The sequence below is a fragment of the Hydrogenophaga sp. genome (assembly GCF_050250835.1).
Lineage (GTDB): Bacteria > Pseudomonadota > Gammaproteobacteria > Burkholderiales > Burkholderiaceae_C > Hydrogenophaga.
Genome location: NZ_JBFWNX010000001.1, coordinates 279,868 through 295,095, shown reverse-complemented (window position 1 = coordinate 295,095; position 15,228 = coordinate 279,868). Strand labels below are relative to the sequence as shown.

The following is a 15,228-nucleotide window of genomic DNA, read 5'->3' as shown; positions in this document are numbered from 1 at the left end:
GGTGGCGGTATGTTAGCCGCCGGGTCACCTCGTCCTATTGCCAGATCACCTTCTTTCCGGACGTTTCCCACGCTTCGTAGTTCTTCGAATACAGGTCTTCGATGCGGTTGCGCTTGACCTTGAAGGTGGGCGTGATGATGTCGTTGTCCACCGTCCACGCGGTGGTCACCACCACGAGGCACTGCAGCTGCTCGTGCGGATCGAGCGTGGCATTGATGGCCCTGAGGTGGCTGGCCAGCGAGGCTTCGAGTTCGGCGCGTGCGCCAGCGTCCGCCACGCGGGTCACTGCATCGGCGTTGAGCATGACGATGCCCAGCGGCTGGCCGAGGTTGGCGCCCGTGACCACGCAGGCTTCCACCGCGTCGTGCATGACCAGCTTGTCTTCGATCGGCGCGGGCGCCACGTATTTGCCCTTGCCGGTCTTGAAGAGGTCCTTGACGCGGCCGGTGATGCGCAGCAGGCCCTGCGCGTCGATGCTGCCCTTGTCGCCAGTCTTGAGCCAGCCGTCTTCGGTGAAGCACTCGCGGCTTTTCTCGGGTTCTTTGTAGTAACCCATCATCAGCGCCTGACTGCGCATCTGAACTTCGCCGGTCTGTGGATCCAGGCGTTGCTCCACGCCTTCGTAGACCGGCCCTACCGTGCCCTGCTGGTTCTTGCCCGGTTCGGTGATGTGGGAGAGCGCGAGGTTTTCGGTCATGCCATAGCCTTCGTTGATGTGCAGGCCCAGCTTGCTGTACCACTGCAGCAGCGCAACCGGCATGGGCGCGGCGCCGCCAGCGGCGAACTTGCATTGGTCCAGTCCCAGCGCCTTCATGACCTTCTTGCGCACGATGCCGCCCAGGATGGGAATACCGAGCAGGCGATTGAGCTTGGCCGGTGGCATCTTGTGGTGGATGCCTTGCTGGAACTTGACCCACAGGCGCGGCACCGAGAAAAAGATGGTGGGGCGAGCGCGTTGCAGGTCGGCGGCGAAGGTGTCGAGCGATTCGGCGAAATACACGTGCATGCCGGTGCGCAGCCAGCCGTGTTCAACCAGCATGCGCTCCACCACATGGGCGAGCGGAAGGTAAGACAGCATGCGGTCTTCGCCCGACATGGGGATGCGTTTCAAGCCGGCGTCGAGCGCCCAGGCGAAGTTGCCGAAGCTGTGCATCACACCCTTGGGCATGCCGGTGGTGCCGGAGGTGTAGATGAGCGTGGCGAGGTCGCTGGCGCCGCGTACCGGCTGGCCCTGCAAGGGCGCATTGCGCGCGCAGATCGCGTCCCAGCTTTCGTAGTTCTTGACCGCGTCGTCCGGTGAGAGCGCATAGCTGATGCAGGGCATGCCCGCCGGAACGCCGGGCTTCATGCCTTCCCAGCCGTCCAGCTTGCCCACGAAGCAGGCCTTGGCTTCACTGTGCGTGAGGATCTGCCGCACCGTCTCGGCCGCCAGCGTGGGATACAGCGGCACCGACACGTGCCCCGCCATCCAGATCGCCAGGTCGCTCATCATCCACCAGGCGCAGTTCTTCGAAAGGATGGCTACCTTGGAGCCGGGCTCCCAACCCTGCGATTGCAGGTGGGTGGCCATGCGGCGCACCTGTTCACCGATCTGGCCCCACGTGAAATCTTGCACCACGCCGCCGCCCATGGGTTGTGTGAGCGCCACGCGGTTGGGCGCGGTCTTCTCCCAGTGGTACAGGCGCTGCAGGGCCAGCAGTTCGGGCGCAACTTGGCTCATGGGGGATGTCTCCTTTTGGAATGCGAAGGAGAGAATCTACCCCGGGCAGACCGGGCTGTTTAGAGGGGTTTACCTGCAAGGCCCGACGGCAGCTCAGTCCGTGAATCGCACCGTCAGGCGGTTCAGAGGTGGCGTGAAGTGCGCCGACCACTGTTCGCCCGGTTGCACCGGCCAGGCGTCGGTCCAGGTGCCGGTGGTGACCACGTCGCCCGCTCGCAGGTCGGGCGCGCCGGGGCAGGTGCGCAGGGTGTTGAGGAAGTCGAGCAAGGCACGCAGAGGGCTGTCGAGCACGTTGGCGCCCTGGCCGCGTTCCATGGTTTCGCCGTTTTTCTGCAGCGCGACCTGGGCGCTGGCGAGCAGCGCATCCAGCTTGAGCGCATGGTCTGCCAGGGCGCGCACCGGTGTGCGCCGGCCCACCAGCAGGCGCGCATGCAGGGCGCCATCGGCCACGGTATCGGCTGGCAGGAACTTCCAGTCCGGCAGGTGCGACTGCACCACCTCGAACCCGGGGGCCACCCAGTCGATGGCGTCGAAGAGTTGTTCCAGGGTGGCGCCGGGCGCGGGAGTGGCGTTCATGCCGAAAACGGTCTCGGGCTCCAGGCGTGGCTGGCAGGTGCGGGCCAGTGAAACGGTGCCTTCGCCTTCGCAATACGTGAGCGTGGTGTCCCAAACGCTGCCCCAGATGGGTGCAAAAACGTTGTAGCGTGGCCAGATGTTGCGGTTGGTGAAGCCCACCTTGAAGCCGCGTGGCTGCTCGCCGCGAGCCATGCGCAGTTGCCTCACCTCCAGCTGGCGGGCGTACGCGGCGTCGAGTCCGAAGCCGGCGTCGGTGGAGAGCGGCGCGGCCCAGAGGCGGCCCTGGTCCTGGTGGTCGAGCAGGGATTGGGGGGTCATGCCCGCATCATATTTAGGTGGCGCCTTTCGCACGCCCGAACAGCCGATGCACCTGGGCGCGGATCCACTGGTGCGCGGGATCGCGTGCGGTGCTCTCGTGCCAGACCAGCCGCACCTCGTAGCTCGGTGCAGCCGCGCGCGGCAGTTCCCACACGCGCAGATCGCGGCGCTGGCCCAGGTTGGCCGCGTACATCTGCGGCACGATGGTGAGCAGGTCGGTGCTGAGCGCGAGATCGGGCAGGGCGCCGAAGTGGCGGGCGCGCAGCACGATGCGTTCGGACAGCTTCATGCGCAGCAACATTTTCTCCACGCTGCCATGGAAGGTGGCGGTGGGCGAGGCCACCACAAGCGAGGCTTCGGCGAGCTGGCGCGCGCTCAGAGTGCGGCCCACCTTGCCCGAGGCGGGCCGCCAGCTGGTCGAGGTCAGCGCCACGTAGTGCTCGCGGAACAGCAGGTCGGAGCGCACACCTCGATGGCGCGGCTGCAGGATGCCGATGGCGAAGTCGATGTCGCGCGATTCGAGCGCGGCAGGGACGTCTTCGGCCGCCACCGAGACGTTGGTCAGGTGCGCCTGGGGCGCCTGCTGGCGCAACGTGGCGGCCAGCTCCGGCAGGAACATGATCTCGCCCAGATCCGACAGCGACAGGCGCCAGCGCATTTCCGTGTGCGCAGGGTCGAACCGGTCGCGCACCATCACGGCGCTTTCCAGCAATTGCAGTTGCGCCTGCACCTCGGGCGCCAGGCGTTCGCACAGGCGGGTGGGCTTGAGCCCGCCAGGAGCACGCACGAACAGGTCGTCCTGGAAGTACTCACGCAGGCGCGCCAGTGCATTGCTGGTGGCTGGCTGCGAGAGTGCCAGGGCCTTGCCGGCGGCCGTGACGGAGCCACTTCGGTGGATCGCGACGAGCACACGCAGGAGGTTCAGATCGAGTTGCCTGAAGTTCATCTGGAGGGAGTGGTCGAGGCCTAAGGGTTCACCCGGATTATTGACATCGTGAATGTGCCACATCCGATCAATCCATTGGTCAGATGGTGGGCGGCCCCTTAAATTCCCGATCACAAAGACAGGAGACCCCCGTTTGGAACGTTCATTTCAAAGCGAAATCGAGGCGCTGAAGCTCGGCCACGGCGAGACCTTCCAGGGTGAAGGCATCCTGGCCGTGACCAAGGCGTTGTTGCAATCGGGGGTGACCTACGTGGGAGGCTACCAGGGCTCGCCGATCTCGCACCTGCTTGACGTGATGGTGCAGGCCAAACCCTACATGGACGAACTCGGCGTGCATGTGGAAGCCTGCACCAACGAGAGTTCTGCGGCAGCGATGCTGGCCGCGTCCATCATGTACCCGGTGCGCGGTGCGGTGACCTGGAAGTCGGTGGTCGGCACCAACGTGGCGTCCGACGCGCTCTCCAACCTGGCTTCGCCCGGCGTGCTGGGCGGGGCGCTCATCGTGGTGGGTGAAGATTACGGTGAAGGCGCCAGCGTGATCCAGGAACGCACGCACGCCTTTGCGATGAAGTCGGCCCTGTGGCTCATGGATCCGCGTCCGAACCTGCCCACGATCGTGCGCATGGTCGAGAAGTCTTTCGAGCTTTCCGAGGCCTCGAACACGCCCGTGATGATGGAGCTGCGCATCCGCGCGTGCCACGTGCAGGGTAGCTTCGTGGCCAGCGACAACATTGCGCCCGCCATCTCCAGCCGCCTGCTGCAGCAGGAAGCGGCCTCGTTCAGCTACGACCGCCTCTCGCACCCGCCGTCCACCTTCCGGCACGAGAAGCAAAAATACGAAGTGCGCATGCCGGCGGCGCGAAAGTTCATTGCCGATGCCGGGCTCAACGAGCTGTTCGATGGCAAACATGCGGAGGTCGGTCTGATCGTCCAGGGTGGCCTGTACAACACCACCATACGCGCTTTGCAGCAGGTCGGACTGGCCGATGCCCGTGGTCGCACCGACCTGCCGCTGCTGGTGCTCAACGTCGTCTACCCGCTGGTGCCTGAACAGATCGCGGCGTTCTGTGCAGGCAAGCGTGCGGTGCTGGTGATCGAGGAAGGCCAACCCGAGTTCATCGAACAGGACATCGCCACGCAGCTGCGTCGCGCTGACCTGCAGACCCGTCTGCACGGCAAGGACCTGCTGCCCATGGGCGGCGAATACACGGCCGAGATCCTCGTCCAGGGCATCACCGCATTCGTCGGCGAGCATCTGCCGCAGGTGGACACCTCGGTCGCACGGGGATTCAGCACCGAGCTGGCCGCGGTGAAGCAGCGCGCACTCACCGAACTGGGTGGCCAGGTGCCCCCGCGCCCGCCAAACTTCTGCACCGGTTGCCCCGAGCGCCCGGTGTTCGCGGCGCTCAAGCTGGTCGAGCGCGACGTGGGCAAACTGCACATCTCCACCGACATCGGCTGCCATTCCTTTGCCACCTTCGAGCCGTTCTCTTTCGGCAATTCCATCCTCGGCTACGGCATGAGCATGGCATCGAGCGCGGCAGTGAAGAACTTTTCCGCCAGGCGGCCCATCGCCATCATGGGCGACGGCGGCTTCTGGCACAACGGGCTGCTCTCGGGCGTGAGTTCGACCTTGCTCAATCAGGGCGACGGGGTGCTGGTGATCATGAAGAACGGCTACACCTCGGCCACGGGCACTCAGGAGACCATGTCCTCGCCCCTGTCCGAAGCCAAACGTGTGGCCGAAGGATCGAGTGCCACAGCCAACGAGATGACGATCGAGAACACGCTCAAGGGCATGGGCGTGAAGTGGGTGAAGACGGTGCACAACTACCGCGTGTCCCAGGTGCGCGACCTGCTCAAGGACGCGGTGAACTCGCCCTTCATGGGACTGAAGGTGGTGATCGCCGAGGGCGAATGCCAGCTGGAGCGCCAGCGCCGCCTCAAGCCCATTCGCGCGCGGCGGTTGAAGGAAGGTCTGCGCAGCGTGCGCACACGCTACGGTGTGGACGAGGACACCTGCACCGGTGACCACTCCTGCATCCGGCTCTCGGGCTGCCCCACGTTGACCGTGAAACCCTCCAGCGACCCGCTGCGCCGCGAGCCGGTGGCACACGTCACCAATGGTTGCGTGGGTTGCGGCCTGTGCGGCGAGGTGGCCGATGCGGCCGTACTCTGCCCATCCTTCCACAAGATCGAGATCGTCACCCATCCGAACTGGTGGGACCGTCTCACCGACCGTTTCAACCGCTTCTTCATCGGCCTGCTGCAGCCGGCCTGAGCCATGACGACTTCACAAGACAATGCCTTCGGCATCCTGATTGCCGCACTCGGCGGCGAGGGTGGCGGCGTGCTGGCCGACTGGCTGGTGCAGTGCGCCCGCAACCAGGGTTTGCCGGTGCAGGCCACTTCCGTGCCCGGCGTGGCGCAGCGCACCGGTGCCACCAGCTACTACATCGAGCTGTTGCGCGCGCCACTGGCGGATGGCACACGGCCTGTCTTTGGCCTCACGCCGGTGGCGGGCCGTGTGGACGTGGTGGTAGCCAGCGAACTTCTGGAAGCTGCGCGCATGATCGAGCGCGGATTTGTCACCCACCGCACCACGCTGCTCGCTTCGACCCACCGCGTCTATACGACGCTGGAGAAGATGCACATGGCCGATGGTCGGCAGGACGCGAAGCGTCTGGTCGGTGCGGCGCAGGCGCTGGCGCAACGTGCCGTGCTGTTCGACATGGAGGCCGTGACCGTGAAGGCCGGCACCGTGATCTCCGCCGTGATGTTTGGCGCCCTCGCTGGCGCAGGCGTGCTGCCCTGGCCACGCGAGGTGTGTGAGGACGTGATTCGCGCGTCGGGCAAGGGCGTGCAGGCGAGCCTGGCCGGGTTCTCTGCGGCCCACGACGAGGCGCAACAGCCCACCGCGGTGATTCCGGAAGTGGCAGGCGACGCGCGACAGGTTCTGAGCGAGGCCAGACTTCCAGCCCACGTGCAGCAAGCCTGGGCCGCGCGCCTGCAGGGCTGGCCGCCTGCCGTGCAGACGCTTGCCGCGCACGGTGCGCTGCGCTGCCGCGACTACCAGAATGATGCCTACGCCACCGCCTTTTTCGACCATGTGCAGGCGCTGGTCGACGCATCGACGCCATCCGCCAGCGATGCGCTGGAAGAGGGCGTTCGCCAGCTCGCGCTGTGGATGTGTTTTGAAGACGTGATCCGCGTGGCCGACCTCAAGACGCGACGCAACCGGTATGCGCGCGTGGCCAGCGAAGCGCAGGCGAAAAAGGGCGACATCGTGCGCGTGACGGAGCACTTCAAGCCGGGTATTGACGAAGTCGCTGCCGTGCTGCCGCGCGCGCTGGGCGAAGGCCTCATGAAGCTGGCACGTCGGCGCGGCTGGCTCGGCAAGGCGCACGTGGGCATGCACATCCGCTCCACCAGCCTTTGGGGGTATCTCCTGCTGCGCAGCCTGGCCCGCCTTCGTCCACTGCGCCCTCGCTCGCTTCGCTACGCCCAGGAGCACGAAACCCTGGCCGTCTGGCTCGCGGCCATGCGCCAGGTGCTGCCTCAGTCACCGCCGCTGGCGCTGGCGCTCGCCGGACTGCCTCAGGTGCTCAAGGGCTATGGAGAAACGCAGGCGCGTGGGCGGCTGAACTATGCGCGCCTCTGGGCCCAGCATGTCGCGCCATCGCTCACGTCCGAACTGGATGCATCGACGGCCGCGAATGCGCTGCGCGAAGCGCTCAAGGCCACGCTGGCCGATCCAGAAGGCAAGCTCAACAGTGGGCAACGGCCTGACGCTGGCGGCACACAAACCATGTTCTGGGCGGATCGGCCCAGACGCGGCAAACCCCTCACCCCCGCCGCATGAGCGAACGCCGCCTGCGAATGCCCTTGAAGAAAACCTCAACCAGGAGACAGACATGAAAAAAGCTTTCCAACCCGCCCTGCGTTCCGTCGCCGTCGCCACTCTGTTGCTGGGTGCGCTCGGCGCCCAGGCGCAGGACAAGCCGGTCGAGATGAAGTTCGCGCACTGGTTGCCGGCCTCGCATCCGCTGGCCAGACTGGGCTTCGAGCCCTGGGCCAAATCGGTCGAAGCGGCGTCCAGGGGTTCGATCAAGGTGGCCTTGTTTCCTGCACAACAGCTTGGCAAAGCCGCAGATCACTACGATATGGCGCGCGACGGCATCGCGGAGATGACCTGGGTCAACCCCGGCTACCAGGCCGGCCGCTTTCCCATCGTCGCCGCCGGTGAACTGCCGTTCCTGATTGCCAAGCCCGGACCGGGCTCTGCAGCGCTCGACCAGTGGTACCGCAAGTACGCCGCCGCCGAGATGAAGGATGTGAAGTTCTGCTTCGCGCACGTGCACGTGGGCACCTTCCACTCCAAGAAGCCCATCACCGAACCGGGTCAGCTCAAGGGCATGAAGATCCGCTCGGCCAATGGCACCGTGGCGCAGACCATGTCGCTGCTGGGCGCGACCAACGTGCAGGTGTCTGCCCCCGAGTCGCGCGATGCGCTGGAAAAGGGACTGGCCGATGCCATCACCTTCCCGTGGAATTCCATCGTCACCTTCGGCATCGACAAGGCCGTGAAGTTCCACAGCGACATGCGCCTCTACACCTCGGACTTCGTCTGGGTCATGAACAAGCCCTGGTACGACAAGCTGGCCGCCGGTCAGAAAAAGGTGATCGACGACCACTGCAACAACGAGTGGGCCGGCAAGGTGGGCGGTGCCTGGGGCGACGAGGAAGACTCGGGCCAGGGCAAGCTGGAGAAGACCGCCGGTCACACCATCGTGCCGATCTCGCCTGCACAGCTGGACGTGTGGAAGAAGGCGGTGGAGCCGGTGTACGGCCAGTGGATGAAGGCGGCCGATGGCGCGGGCGTGCCTGGGCAGGCCGCGCTGGATGACCTGCGCAAGGAACTGGCGGCGCGCAAGGCCTCCAACTGATGAAACGGCTGTTCTCGGCCATCGAGACGGTGGCCGCGCTCACGCTGCTGCTGGTGGCGGTGCTCACGGCCGGCAACGTGCTGGTGCGCTACGCGTTCAGCACTCAGATCCCCGACTGGTTCGACGGCTCGCAGATGCTTCAGGGCATTGCCATGTTCTGGGGCATTGCGCTGGCCACTTACTACGGAACCCACATTGGCGTGGACATCGTGTGGGAGCACCTGAAACCCGCCGGCCAGCGCCGCGTGGACCTGGTGGCCACCGCCATCACGGCAGCTTTCATGATCCCGCTGGCCTGTATGGTGTGGGTCAAGGTGGCCGGCACGGGCAGCCAGGGCACCATGGACCTGCGGTTGCCGCTGCAGTGGTTCTACAGCGTGGCCGCCGTGGGCGCCACGGTGGCTGCGGTGCTGGCACTGGTGCGCCTGTGGCAGCTCTGGCGGGGACGTGCGGCAGAACCCGATCCGCTGGAAGACGATGTACCCGGAGCCGCCCATGGATCGTGATCTGGTGGCCCTGCTGGGTTTCGTGGCCATGTTCGGCCTCATGGCCTTGCGTGTGCCGATCGGCATCGCGATGGGCATTGCCGGCGTGGGCGGATTCGCACTGCTCACCAGTGCCACACCTGCGTTGAACCTGCTGGCCAACGTGCCGTTGTCGGTGCTGACCGACTACAACCTCAGCGTCATTCCCATGTTCATCCTGATGGGTGCCTTCGCCTCCCACTCGGGCATGAGCACCGAACTTTTCGTGGCGGGCCGGGCCTGGCTCGGACACCGGCGTGGCGGCCTGGCGCTGGCGTCCATTGCGGCATGCGGCGGCTTCTCGGCCATCAACGGATCGTCGGTGGCCACAGCGGCCACCATGACCCAGGTGGCGTTGCCCGAGATGCGGCGCGCTGGCTACAACCCTGGTTTTTCGGCCGGTCTCATCGCGGCTGGTGGTACGTTGGGCATCATGATTCCACCCTCGGTGATCCTGGTGCTCTACGGCATCATGACCGAGACCGACATCACCAGGCTGTTCGCGGCTGGCATCATCCCCGGCATCATGGCCGTGGTTTTCTACAGCGCGGTGGTGGCGGTGGTGGCGCGCCTGCGTCCCGATGCCCTGCCACGTGGCGAGCGCCATGGCTGGGCCGAGCGTTTCGATTCACTGCGTTCGCTGTGGGCGGTGGTGCTGCTGTTCGTCTTCGTGCTCGGCGGCATCTACGGTGGGCTTTTCACGGTGCAGGAGGCAGCAGGCATTGGCGCCATGGGCACACTGCTCATTGGCGTGGTGCGTCGGCGTCTGGGCTGGCGGCAGATCAAGGCCGCGCTCATCGGGGCCTTGCGGGTGTCCTCGGCCATCATGATGATCGTGGTGGGGGCGTACCTGTTCGGCTACTTCCTCACCATCACGCAGTTCACGCAGAACGCGGTGGAGTATCTGGTGAACCTGCCGGTGGGTCCCTACGGTGTGCTTGCGCTCATCATGGTGGGTTACCTCATTCTTGGCGCGGTAATGGACGAACTCGCCATGATCCTGCTCACCGTGCCCATCGTGTTCCCGGCCATGATGCAGCTCGGTTTCGACCCGGTGTGGTTCGGGGTGATCGTGGTGATGGCGGTGACTTTCGGCATGATCTGCCCGCCCGTGGGCATGAACGTGTTCGTCATCAACTCCATCGCCCGCGATGTGCCGCTGGGAGCCATCTACAAGGGCACCATGCCGTTCATTGCGGTGGACGTGGTGCGTCTGCTGATCCTGTGCGCGTTCCCCGCGATTTCATTGTGGCTGCCGGGGTTCATCGAGTAGGGGCAAGGCGTTAAGCTGCGCCCCATGAACACCACCCCGCTCGAACTCCTCGAACTCGTCACTGGCGGCGATCCGGCCGCCACGCCAGTTGCTTCCATCATCGTCCTGCACGGCCTGGGGGCCGACGGCAACGACTTCGTGCCCATCGCGCAGGAGCTCGGCCTGGGCCCCATTGGCCCGGTGCGCTGCGTGTTTCCGAGTGCGCCGGTGCGACCGGTCACGCTCAATGGCGGCTACCGCATGCGCGCCTGGTACGACATCTTTCCGGCCCCGAGCCAGCCGGGTGCGCTGCGTCCGGAGGACGAGCCCGGCCTGCGCCAGTCCTGCGCGCTCGTGCAGGCCTTGCTCGACCGCGAGGCCACGCGCGGCGTGCCGGCCAATCGCACCGTGCTCATGGGCTTCTCGCAGGGTTGTGCCATGACGCTCATGGCTGGCCTGCGCGCGCCGCAGCGGCTGGCTGGCCTGGTGGGGCTTTCGGGCTACCTGCCGCTGGCGGACACCACGGCCGCCGAACGCAGCGCAGCCAACCGCGATGTGCCCATCTTCCTCGCGCACGGCGAGCACGACCCCATGGTGGTGCTGGATCGTGGCCTGGCCACGCGCGATGTGCTGCAGTCCCTCGGCCATGACGTGGACTGGCACAGCTACCCGATGGAGCATTCGGTGTGCGCCGAGGAGGTGGAAGACCTCAACGGCTGGTTGCTGCGGGTGCTCTTGGCCTGAGCGCGCCGAGCAGCCGCGTCATATCCCTGCCATACAGAATGAGCGCCAGCGCCAGCAGGATCAGCGGCATCGCCACGAACACCCAGCCGGTCAGTTGCTCACCACCGAGCAGCACGCCCACGCACAGCGCCACCACGGGGTTCACAAAGGAATAGCTGCCCGCCAGAGCGGCCGAGGTGTTCTTGAGCAACCACAGGTAGGCGTTGAGCGTGACCATGGTGCCCATGACCACCAGGTAGAGCCAGGCCAGCGCCGAGGCCAGCGAAACCTGGGTCCAGGCCACATCGTGCGAACCGGGTTCGACGGCCCAGGCCACCGCCAGCCCCAGCAGGCCTCCCAGCAGCCATTGCGCGGCCGATGCCATGGCTGGCGCGGGCAGGTCGAGCCGGCGGGAGGCGTAGGAACCCAGGCTCCAGGCCAGCGGCGCGCCGAACGCGCAGAGCGTGCCGGCCAGCGTGGTGGAAAAGTCGCCTTCCAGCGCCAGCAGCGCCGCGCCAGTGGCGCCCAGCGCGAGACCGATCCAGCTGGTGACCGGCACGCGCTCGCCGCCCCAGCGCGTCCACAGCGCAAGCCACATTGGCATGGTGGTCACCACCGTGGCCATGAGCCCGGAGCCGATGCCCAACTTTTGCGCCAGCACCACCAGCCCCATGGCCGCAAAGGCCATGAGCGAACCTATGAGCGCGCTGGAACGCCATTGCGCCGCTGTCGGCCAGGCCAGGCCTTGCCAGCGCGCAATGGCCAGCATGAGCAAACCTGCCAGCAAGAAACGCGCGCCATTCATCAACAGCGGAGGCAGCGTCTGCATCGCCACGTCGAGCGCGAAGTAGGTCGTGCCCCAGACGAGATACACGATGAGCAGCGCTCCGCCCAGCTTCCATGTTTGGCGATCCAGGGCAATGGGGTTGAAAATGGATGGCATATCCGGCTTTGCGTAGGATAATTTCCGGCGAATCGCCGTGATTCCGTATTTTGAACAGAATTTCGCCGCCATGCAAGCAAATATTCAGCTCGATGACACAGACGCCAGAATTCTTACGGCCTTGAGCCGTGACAGCCGTCGTTCCTACGCCGATGTGGCCTCCGAGGTGGGCCTGTCCACCGCCGCCGTGCACGAACGCGTGAAAAAGATGATCGAGCGCGGTGTGATCGAACGCTTCTCGCTCAGCGTGGATCCCGACCACGTGGGCCTGCGATTCACCGCCTTCGTGGCGATCCGCAACGACGGCGGCGTGCACTGCCGCGAGGTGGCGCCGCGCCTGCGCGAACTGCCCGAAGTGCTGGAGCTGCACAGCGTGGCCGGCGAGTTCGACTTCCTCGCCAAGATCCGGACCACCCATGCGCGCGCGCTGGAGGAAGTGCTTTACCAGATCAAGGCGATTCCCGGGGTGGCGCGCACCACCAGCACCGTCGTTCTCAACACCGAGTTCGAGGACCGACCGTTGAGCTTGGGCGTCCCCCCCGCGCCGCCTTCGGCGTCGCCCCCCCAGGGGGGCGTCACCAGTGGCCCGGCGAAGCCGGTTCCACGGTGACTCTGGAGGAGTCACGCTGCGCCGGACACACCGGAGCCGCCGGGCTGCCGCCTACCGCGGCGTGGTGACCAGCTGCATTGCCAGCCGGTTGTGCCGCTCCACCAGTGGGCCCAGGTCCACCGTGGTGAGTTGCCCGTCGCGCACCACCACCCGGCCATTGACCACGGTGTGCGCCGCCATGGGGCTGGCGCAGAGCAGCAGGCTGGCCACCGGGTCGTGTACCGCGCCGCCAGCGAAGCCGAACGTGCGCAGGTCGAACAGCGCGAGATCGGCGCACATGCCGGGCGCGAGGTGGCCCACGTCTTTACGGCCCAGCACCTTTGCGCCGCCGCGAGTGGCGATGTGCAGGGCGTCGCGCGCGGTCATCTCGGCCGGGCCGAGGTCGCAGCCGAAGAAGGCCTTGCCCTCGCGCGTTTCCGGTGGTTGCAAGGCGCGGCCCACACGCGCCAGCAGCAGGGCCTGGCGCGCTTCGTTGACCATGTGCGCGCCGTCGTTGCTGGCGCTGCCGTCAACGCCCAGGCCGACGGGCACGCCCGCATTGATCATGCGGCGCACAGGCGCGATGCCAGAGGCCAGGCGCATGTTGCTGCACGGACAGTGGGCCACCCCGGTGCGGCTGGCGGCAAAGAGGGAAATGCCTTCGTCGTCGAGCTTCACGCAGTGCGCGTGCCACACGTCGTCGCCGAGCCAGCCGAGTTCCTGCGCGTACTGCGCGGGCGTCTTGTTGAACTTTTCGCGGCTGTAGGCAATGTCGTGGTCGTTCTCCGCCAGGTGGGTGTGCAGCCGCACCCCCAGGCCCTGGAAGGAACGCGCGAGTGCGGCGCTCTCCCTCATCAAGGCGGGGCTCACGGAAAACGGCGAGCAGGGCGCCAGCGCCACCTGCAGCATGGCGCCATGGCTGGCGTCGTGCCAGGTCTCGATGAGACGCTGGCTGTCTTTCAGGATCGCGTCTTCCTTCTCCACCACCGAGTCCGGTGGCAAACCGCCCGCGCTCGCGTCCACGCTCATGCTGCCGCGCGTGGCGAGGAACCGCATGCCGATGGCCTGCGCGGCCTCGATGCTGTCTTCGAGTCGCACGCCATTGGGGTAGATGTAGAGGTGGTCGCTGGTGGTGGTACAGCCGCTCAGCAGCAGCTCTGCCATCGCGATCTGCGTGGACACGCGCACCATCTCGGGCGTGAGCCCGGCCCAGATGGGGTAGAGGCCACGCAGCCAGCTGAAGAGTTCGGCGTCCTGCACGCCGGGAATCGCTCGGGTCAGCGATTGGTACATATGGTGGTGCGTGTTCACCAGGCCCGGCGTCACCAGGTGGCCGCGCGCATCCATCACTTCGTTCGCTTCGTCGCGCAGTTCAGGGGCAAGGTCTGCATCGGCACCGATCCATTCAATGCGGTTGCCGCGCACGAAGATCGAGGCGTCCCTCAGCTCGCGGCCTTGCGCCGGGTCTGCGTGGTCGATGGTGGCGATGCAGGTGGCGTTCTGGATCAGCAGGGTGTTTGCATTCATGTTGAATCACATTGGCATACCGTTCGGGCGGAGCCTGTCGAAGCCTAGACCAGAAATTGGTGAGCCCTTCGACAGGCTCAGGCCCTTCGACAGGCTCAGGACAATCGGAATACGGCCCTTCGACAGGCTCAGGCCCTTCGACAGGCTCAGGATGATCGGAAGTCGGCCCTTCGACAGGCTCAGGACAATCGGAAGTCGGCCCTTCGACGGGCTCAGGGCCAACGGGGGTTGGGGTCGGGGAAACCGGAGGAGTCAACCTCCAAGCCAGTAATTCTGCCGGGCGTACACCTTCTTCAGGTGATCAATGAAGAAACGCACCTTGGCGGGCAGGTGGCGCTGTTGCGGGTACACCGCCAGGATGTCGTAGGCGGGCAGGGCGAATTCGTCGAGCACGGTGACCAGTTCGCCGCGCTGCAGCTGCGCCTGAATCTCCCAGGTGGACCGCCAGCCCAGGCCCAGGCCCTCACTCACCCAGCGGTGCAGCAGCTCGCCGTCGTTGCAGTCCAGGTTGCCTTCGGCGCGAACGGTCACGGTCCTTCCGTCCTGCTGGAAATACCAGCCGCGTTGCTGCCCGCCCTGCAGGTTGAAGGCCAGGCAGTTGTGGTGCTTGAGGTCGTCCAGCGTTCTGGGCTTGCCATGCCGGCGAAAGTAGGCCGGGGTGCCGCACACCACGCGCTGGTTGGTCGCCAGATGCACGGCCACGAAATTCGGGTCGATGGCGCCACCGATGCGCAGGCCCATGTCGTAGCCCTCGCGCACCAGGTCCACCACCCGGTCGGTGAGGTTGAAGGAAACCTTCACCTCAGGATTCGCCTTGAGGAAGGCGCTGGCGTGTGGCGCCACGTGCAACCGACCGAACGCCGCCGGTGCCGACACCACCAGATGACCGCTGGCGCGGTGCTTCTGTGCCGACACCGTGGCCTCGGCCGCTGACCACTGAGCCAGCAGCGTGCGGCACTCGTCCAGGAAGCGCGTTCCATGCTCAGTGAGCGCCAGGCGCCGCGTGGAGCGGTGGATGAGCTGCGTGCCCAGCCGGCGTTCCAGTGCGTCGATGCGCCGTCCCATCATCACCGGCGTGATGCCCGCGTGCGGCGCGGCTGCGGCCAGGCTGCCGTGTTCCATCACCATCACGAAGGCTTCAATTTCCTTGAATCGGTCCATGGC

General features: G+C 66.1%; 13 protein-coding genes. 7 read left to right on the top strand and 6 right to left on the bottom strand.

Translation table 11 applies throughout. The annotated features are described in order from the left end of the window. Window positions 1–34: 34 nt before the first annotated feature. The 3 genes from AB7F11_RS01345 to AB7F11_RS01335 form a co-directional block, all read right to left on the bottom strand. Complete coding sequence (locus AB7F11_RS01345; protein ID WP_428289870.1) at window positions 35–1,720, bottom strand: AMP-binding protein; 1,686 nt, start codon at window positions 1,718–1,720, stop codon at window positions 35–37. A 93-nt stretch (window positions 1,721–1,813) separates the two neighbouring features. Beyond that, window positions 1,814–2,614 carry a 2-keto-4-pentenoate hydratase gene (locus tag AB7F11_RS01340; RefSeq protein WP_428289871.1) on the bottom strand — a complete coding sequence of 267 codons (801 nt, stop codon included), beginning with the start codon at window positions 2,612–2,614 and terminating at the stop codon, window positions 1,814–1,816. Window positions 2,615–2,627: 13 nt separating this feature from the next. Further along, window positions 2,628–3,560, bottom strand: coding sequence for a LysR family transcriptional regulator (locus AB7F11_RS01335; protein ID WP_428289872.1), 933 nt, complete (start codon window positions 3,558–3,560; stop codon window positions 2,628–2,630). Window positions 3,561–3,693: 133 nt separating this feature from the next. Between AB7F11_RS01335 and AB7F11_RS01330 the strand changes: the two genes are divergently transcribed. The 6 genes from AB7F11_RS01330 to AB7F11_RS01305 are packed head-to-tail and all read left to right on the top strand — an operon-like array spanning window position 3,694 to window position 11,026. Further along, window positions 3,694–5,841, top strand: a complete 2,148-nt coding sequence (locus AB7F11_RS01330; RefSeq protein WP_428289873.1) for a thiamine pyrophosphate-dependent enzyme — start codon at window positions 3,694–3,696, stop codon at window positions 5,839–5,841. A gap of 3 nt (window positions 5,842–5,844) precedes the next feature. After that, window positions 5,845–7,422: an indolepyruvate oxidoreductase subunit beta family protein gene (locus AB7F11_RS01325; protein ID WP_428289874.1), complete on the top strand. Its 1,578-nt coding sequence runs from the start codon at window positions 5,845–5,847 to the stop codon at window positions 7,420–7,422. 52 nt (window positions 7,423–7,474) lie between these two features. Further along, entirely contained in the window at window positions 7,475–8,506 is a 1,032-nt protein-coding gene (locus AB7F11_RS01320; RefSeq protein WP_428289875.1) for a TRAP transporter substrate-binding protein, read from the top strand. Further along, window positions 8,506–9,012, top strand: a complete 507-nt coding sequence (locus AB7F11_RS01315) for a TRAP transporter small permease (RefSeq protein WP_428289876.1) — start codon at window positions 8,506–8,508, stop codon at window positions 9,010–9,012. The genes AB7F11_RS01320 and AB7F11_RS01315 overlap by 1 nt, the downstream gene beginning before the upstream one ends. Continuing rightward, complete coding sequence (locus tag AB7F11_RS01310; protein WP_428289877.1) at window positions 9,002–10,303, top strand: TRAP transporter large permease; 1,302 nt, start codon at window positions 9,002–9,004, stop codon at window positions 10,301–10,303. Before AB7F11_RS01315 ends, AB7F11_RS01310 begins: the two co-directional genes overlap by 11 nt. A gap of 24 nt (window positions 10,304–10,327) precedes the next feature. After that, window positions 10,328–11,026, top strand: coding sequence for an alpha/beta hydrolase (locus AB7F11_RS01305; protein WP_428289878.1), 699 nt, complete (start codon window positions 10,328–10,330; stop codon window positions 11,024–11,026). On the opposite strand, the gene AB7F11_RS01300 is transcribed toward AB7F11_RS01305, so the two are convergent. Next, the gene (locus AB7F11_RS01300) at window positions 10,992–11,948 is read right to left on the bottom strand and encodes an EamA family transporter (RefSeq protein WP_428289879.1); all 957 of its coding nucleotides are present in this window, start codon (window positions 11,946–11,948) and stop codon (window positions 10,992–10,994) included. The two genes, AB7F11_RS01305 and AB7F11_RS01300, sit on opposite strands and share 35 nt — an antisense overlap. A gap of 70 nt (window positions 11,949–12,018) precedes the next feature. Here AB7F11_RS01300 and AB7F11_RS01295 point away from each other — a divergent pair, with 70 nt between their 5' ends. After that, window positions 12,019–12,558, top strand: a complete 540-nt coding sequence (locus AB7F11_RS01295; protein ID WP_428289880.1) for an Lrp/AsnC family transcriptional regulator — start codon at window positions 12,019–12,021, stop codon at window positions 12,556–12,558. A 51-nt stretch (window positions 12,559–12,609) separates the two neighbouring features. Here AB7F11_RS01295 and AB7F11_RS01290 read toward each other — a convergent pair whose 3' ends face one another. Both AB7F11_RS01290 and AB7F11_RS01285 read right to left on the bottom strand, forming a co-directional pair. Then, entirely contained in the window at window positions 12,610–14,064 is a 1,455-nt protein-coding gene (locus AB7F11_RS01290; RefSeq protein ID WP_428299802.1) for an 8-oxoguanine deaminase, read from the bottom strand. 252 nt (window positions 14,065–14,316) lie between these two features. Beyond that, entirely contained in the window at window positions 14,317–15,225 is a 909-nt protein-coding gene (locus tag AB7F11_RS01285; protein WP_428289882.1) for a LysR family transcriptional regulator, read from the bottom strand. Window positions 15,226–15,228: the final 3 nt, after the last annotated feature.

Coding starts and splice junctions, on each gene's coding strand:
- AB7F11_RS01300 (WP_428289879.1), bottom strand. CDS start 11,948: ATGCCATCCATTTTCAACCCCATTGCCCTGGATCGCCAAACATGGAAG.
- AB7F11_RS01340 (WP_428289871.1), bottom strand. CDS start 2,614: ATGACCCCCCAATCCCTGCTCGACCACCAGGACCAGGGCCGCCTCTGG.
- AB7F11_RS01315 (WP_428289876.1), top strand. CDS start 8,506: ATGAAACGGCTGTTCTCGGCCATCGAGACGGTGGCCGCGCTCACGCTG.
- AB7F11_RS01320 (WP_428289875.1), top strand. CDS start 7,475: ATGAAAAAAGCTTTCCAACCCGCCCTGCGTTCCGTCGCCGTCGCCACT.
- AB7F11_RS01305 (WP_428289878.1), top strand. CDS start 10,328: ATGAACACCACCCCGCTCGAACTCCTCGAACTCGTCACTGGCGGCGAT.
- AB7F11_RS01295 (WP_428289880.1), top strand. CDS start 12,019: ATGCAAGCAAATATTCAGCTCGATGACACAGACGCCAGAATTCTTACG.
- AB7F11_RS01310 (WP_428289877.1), top strand. CDS start 9,002: ATGGATCGTGATCTGGTGGCCCTGCTGGGTTTCGTGGCCATGTTCGGC.
- AB7F11_RS01290 (WP_428299802.1), bottom strand. CDS start 14,064: ATGAATGCAAACACCCTGCTGATCCAGAACGCCACCTGCATCGCCACC.
- AB7F11_RS01345 (WP_428289870.1), bottom strand. CDS start 1,720: ATGAGCCAAGTTGCGCCCGAACTGCTGGCCCTGCAGCGCCTGTACCAC.
- AB7F11_RS01325 (WP_428289874.1), top strand. CDS start 5,845: ATGACGACTTCACAAGACAATGCCTTCGGCATCCTGATTGCCGCACTC.
- AB7F11_RS01335 (WP_428289872.1), bottom strand. CDS start 3,560: ATGAACTTCAGGCAACTCGATCTGAACCTCCTGCGTGTGCTCGTCGCG.
- AB7F11_RS01285 (WP_428289882.1), bottom strand. CDS start 15,225: ATGGACCGATTCAAGGAAATTGAAGCCTTCGTGATGGTGATGGAACAC.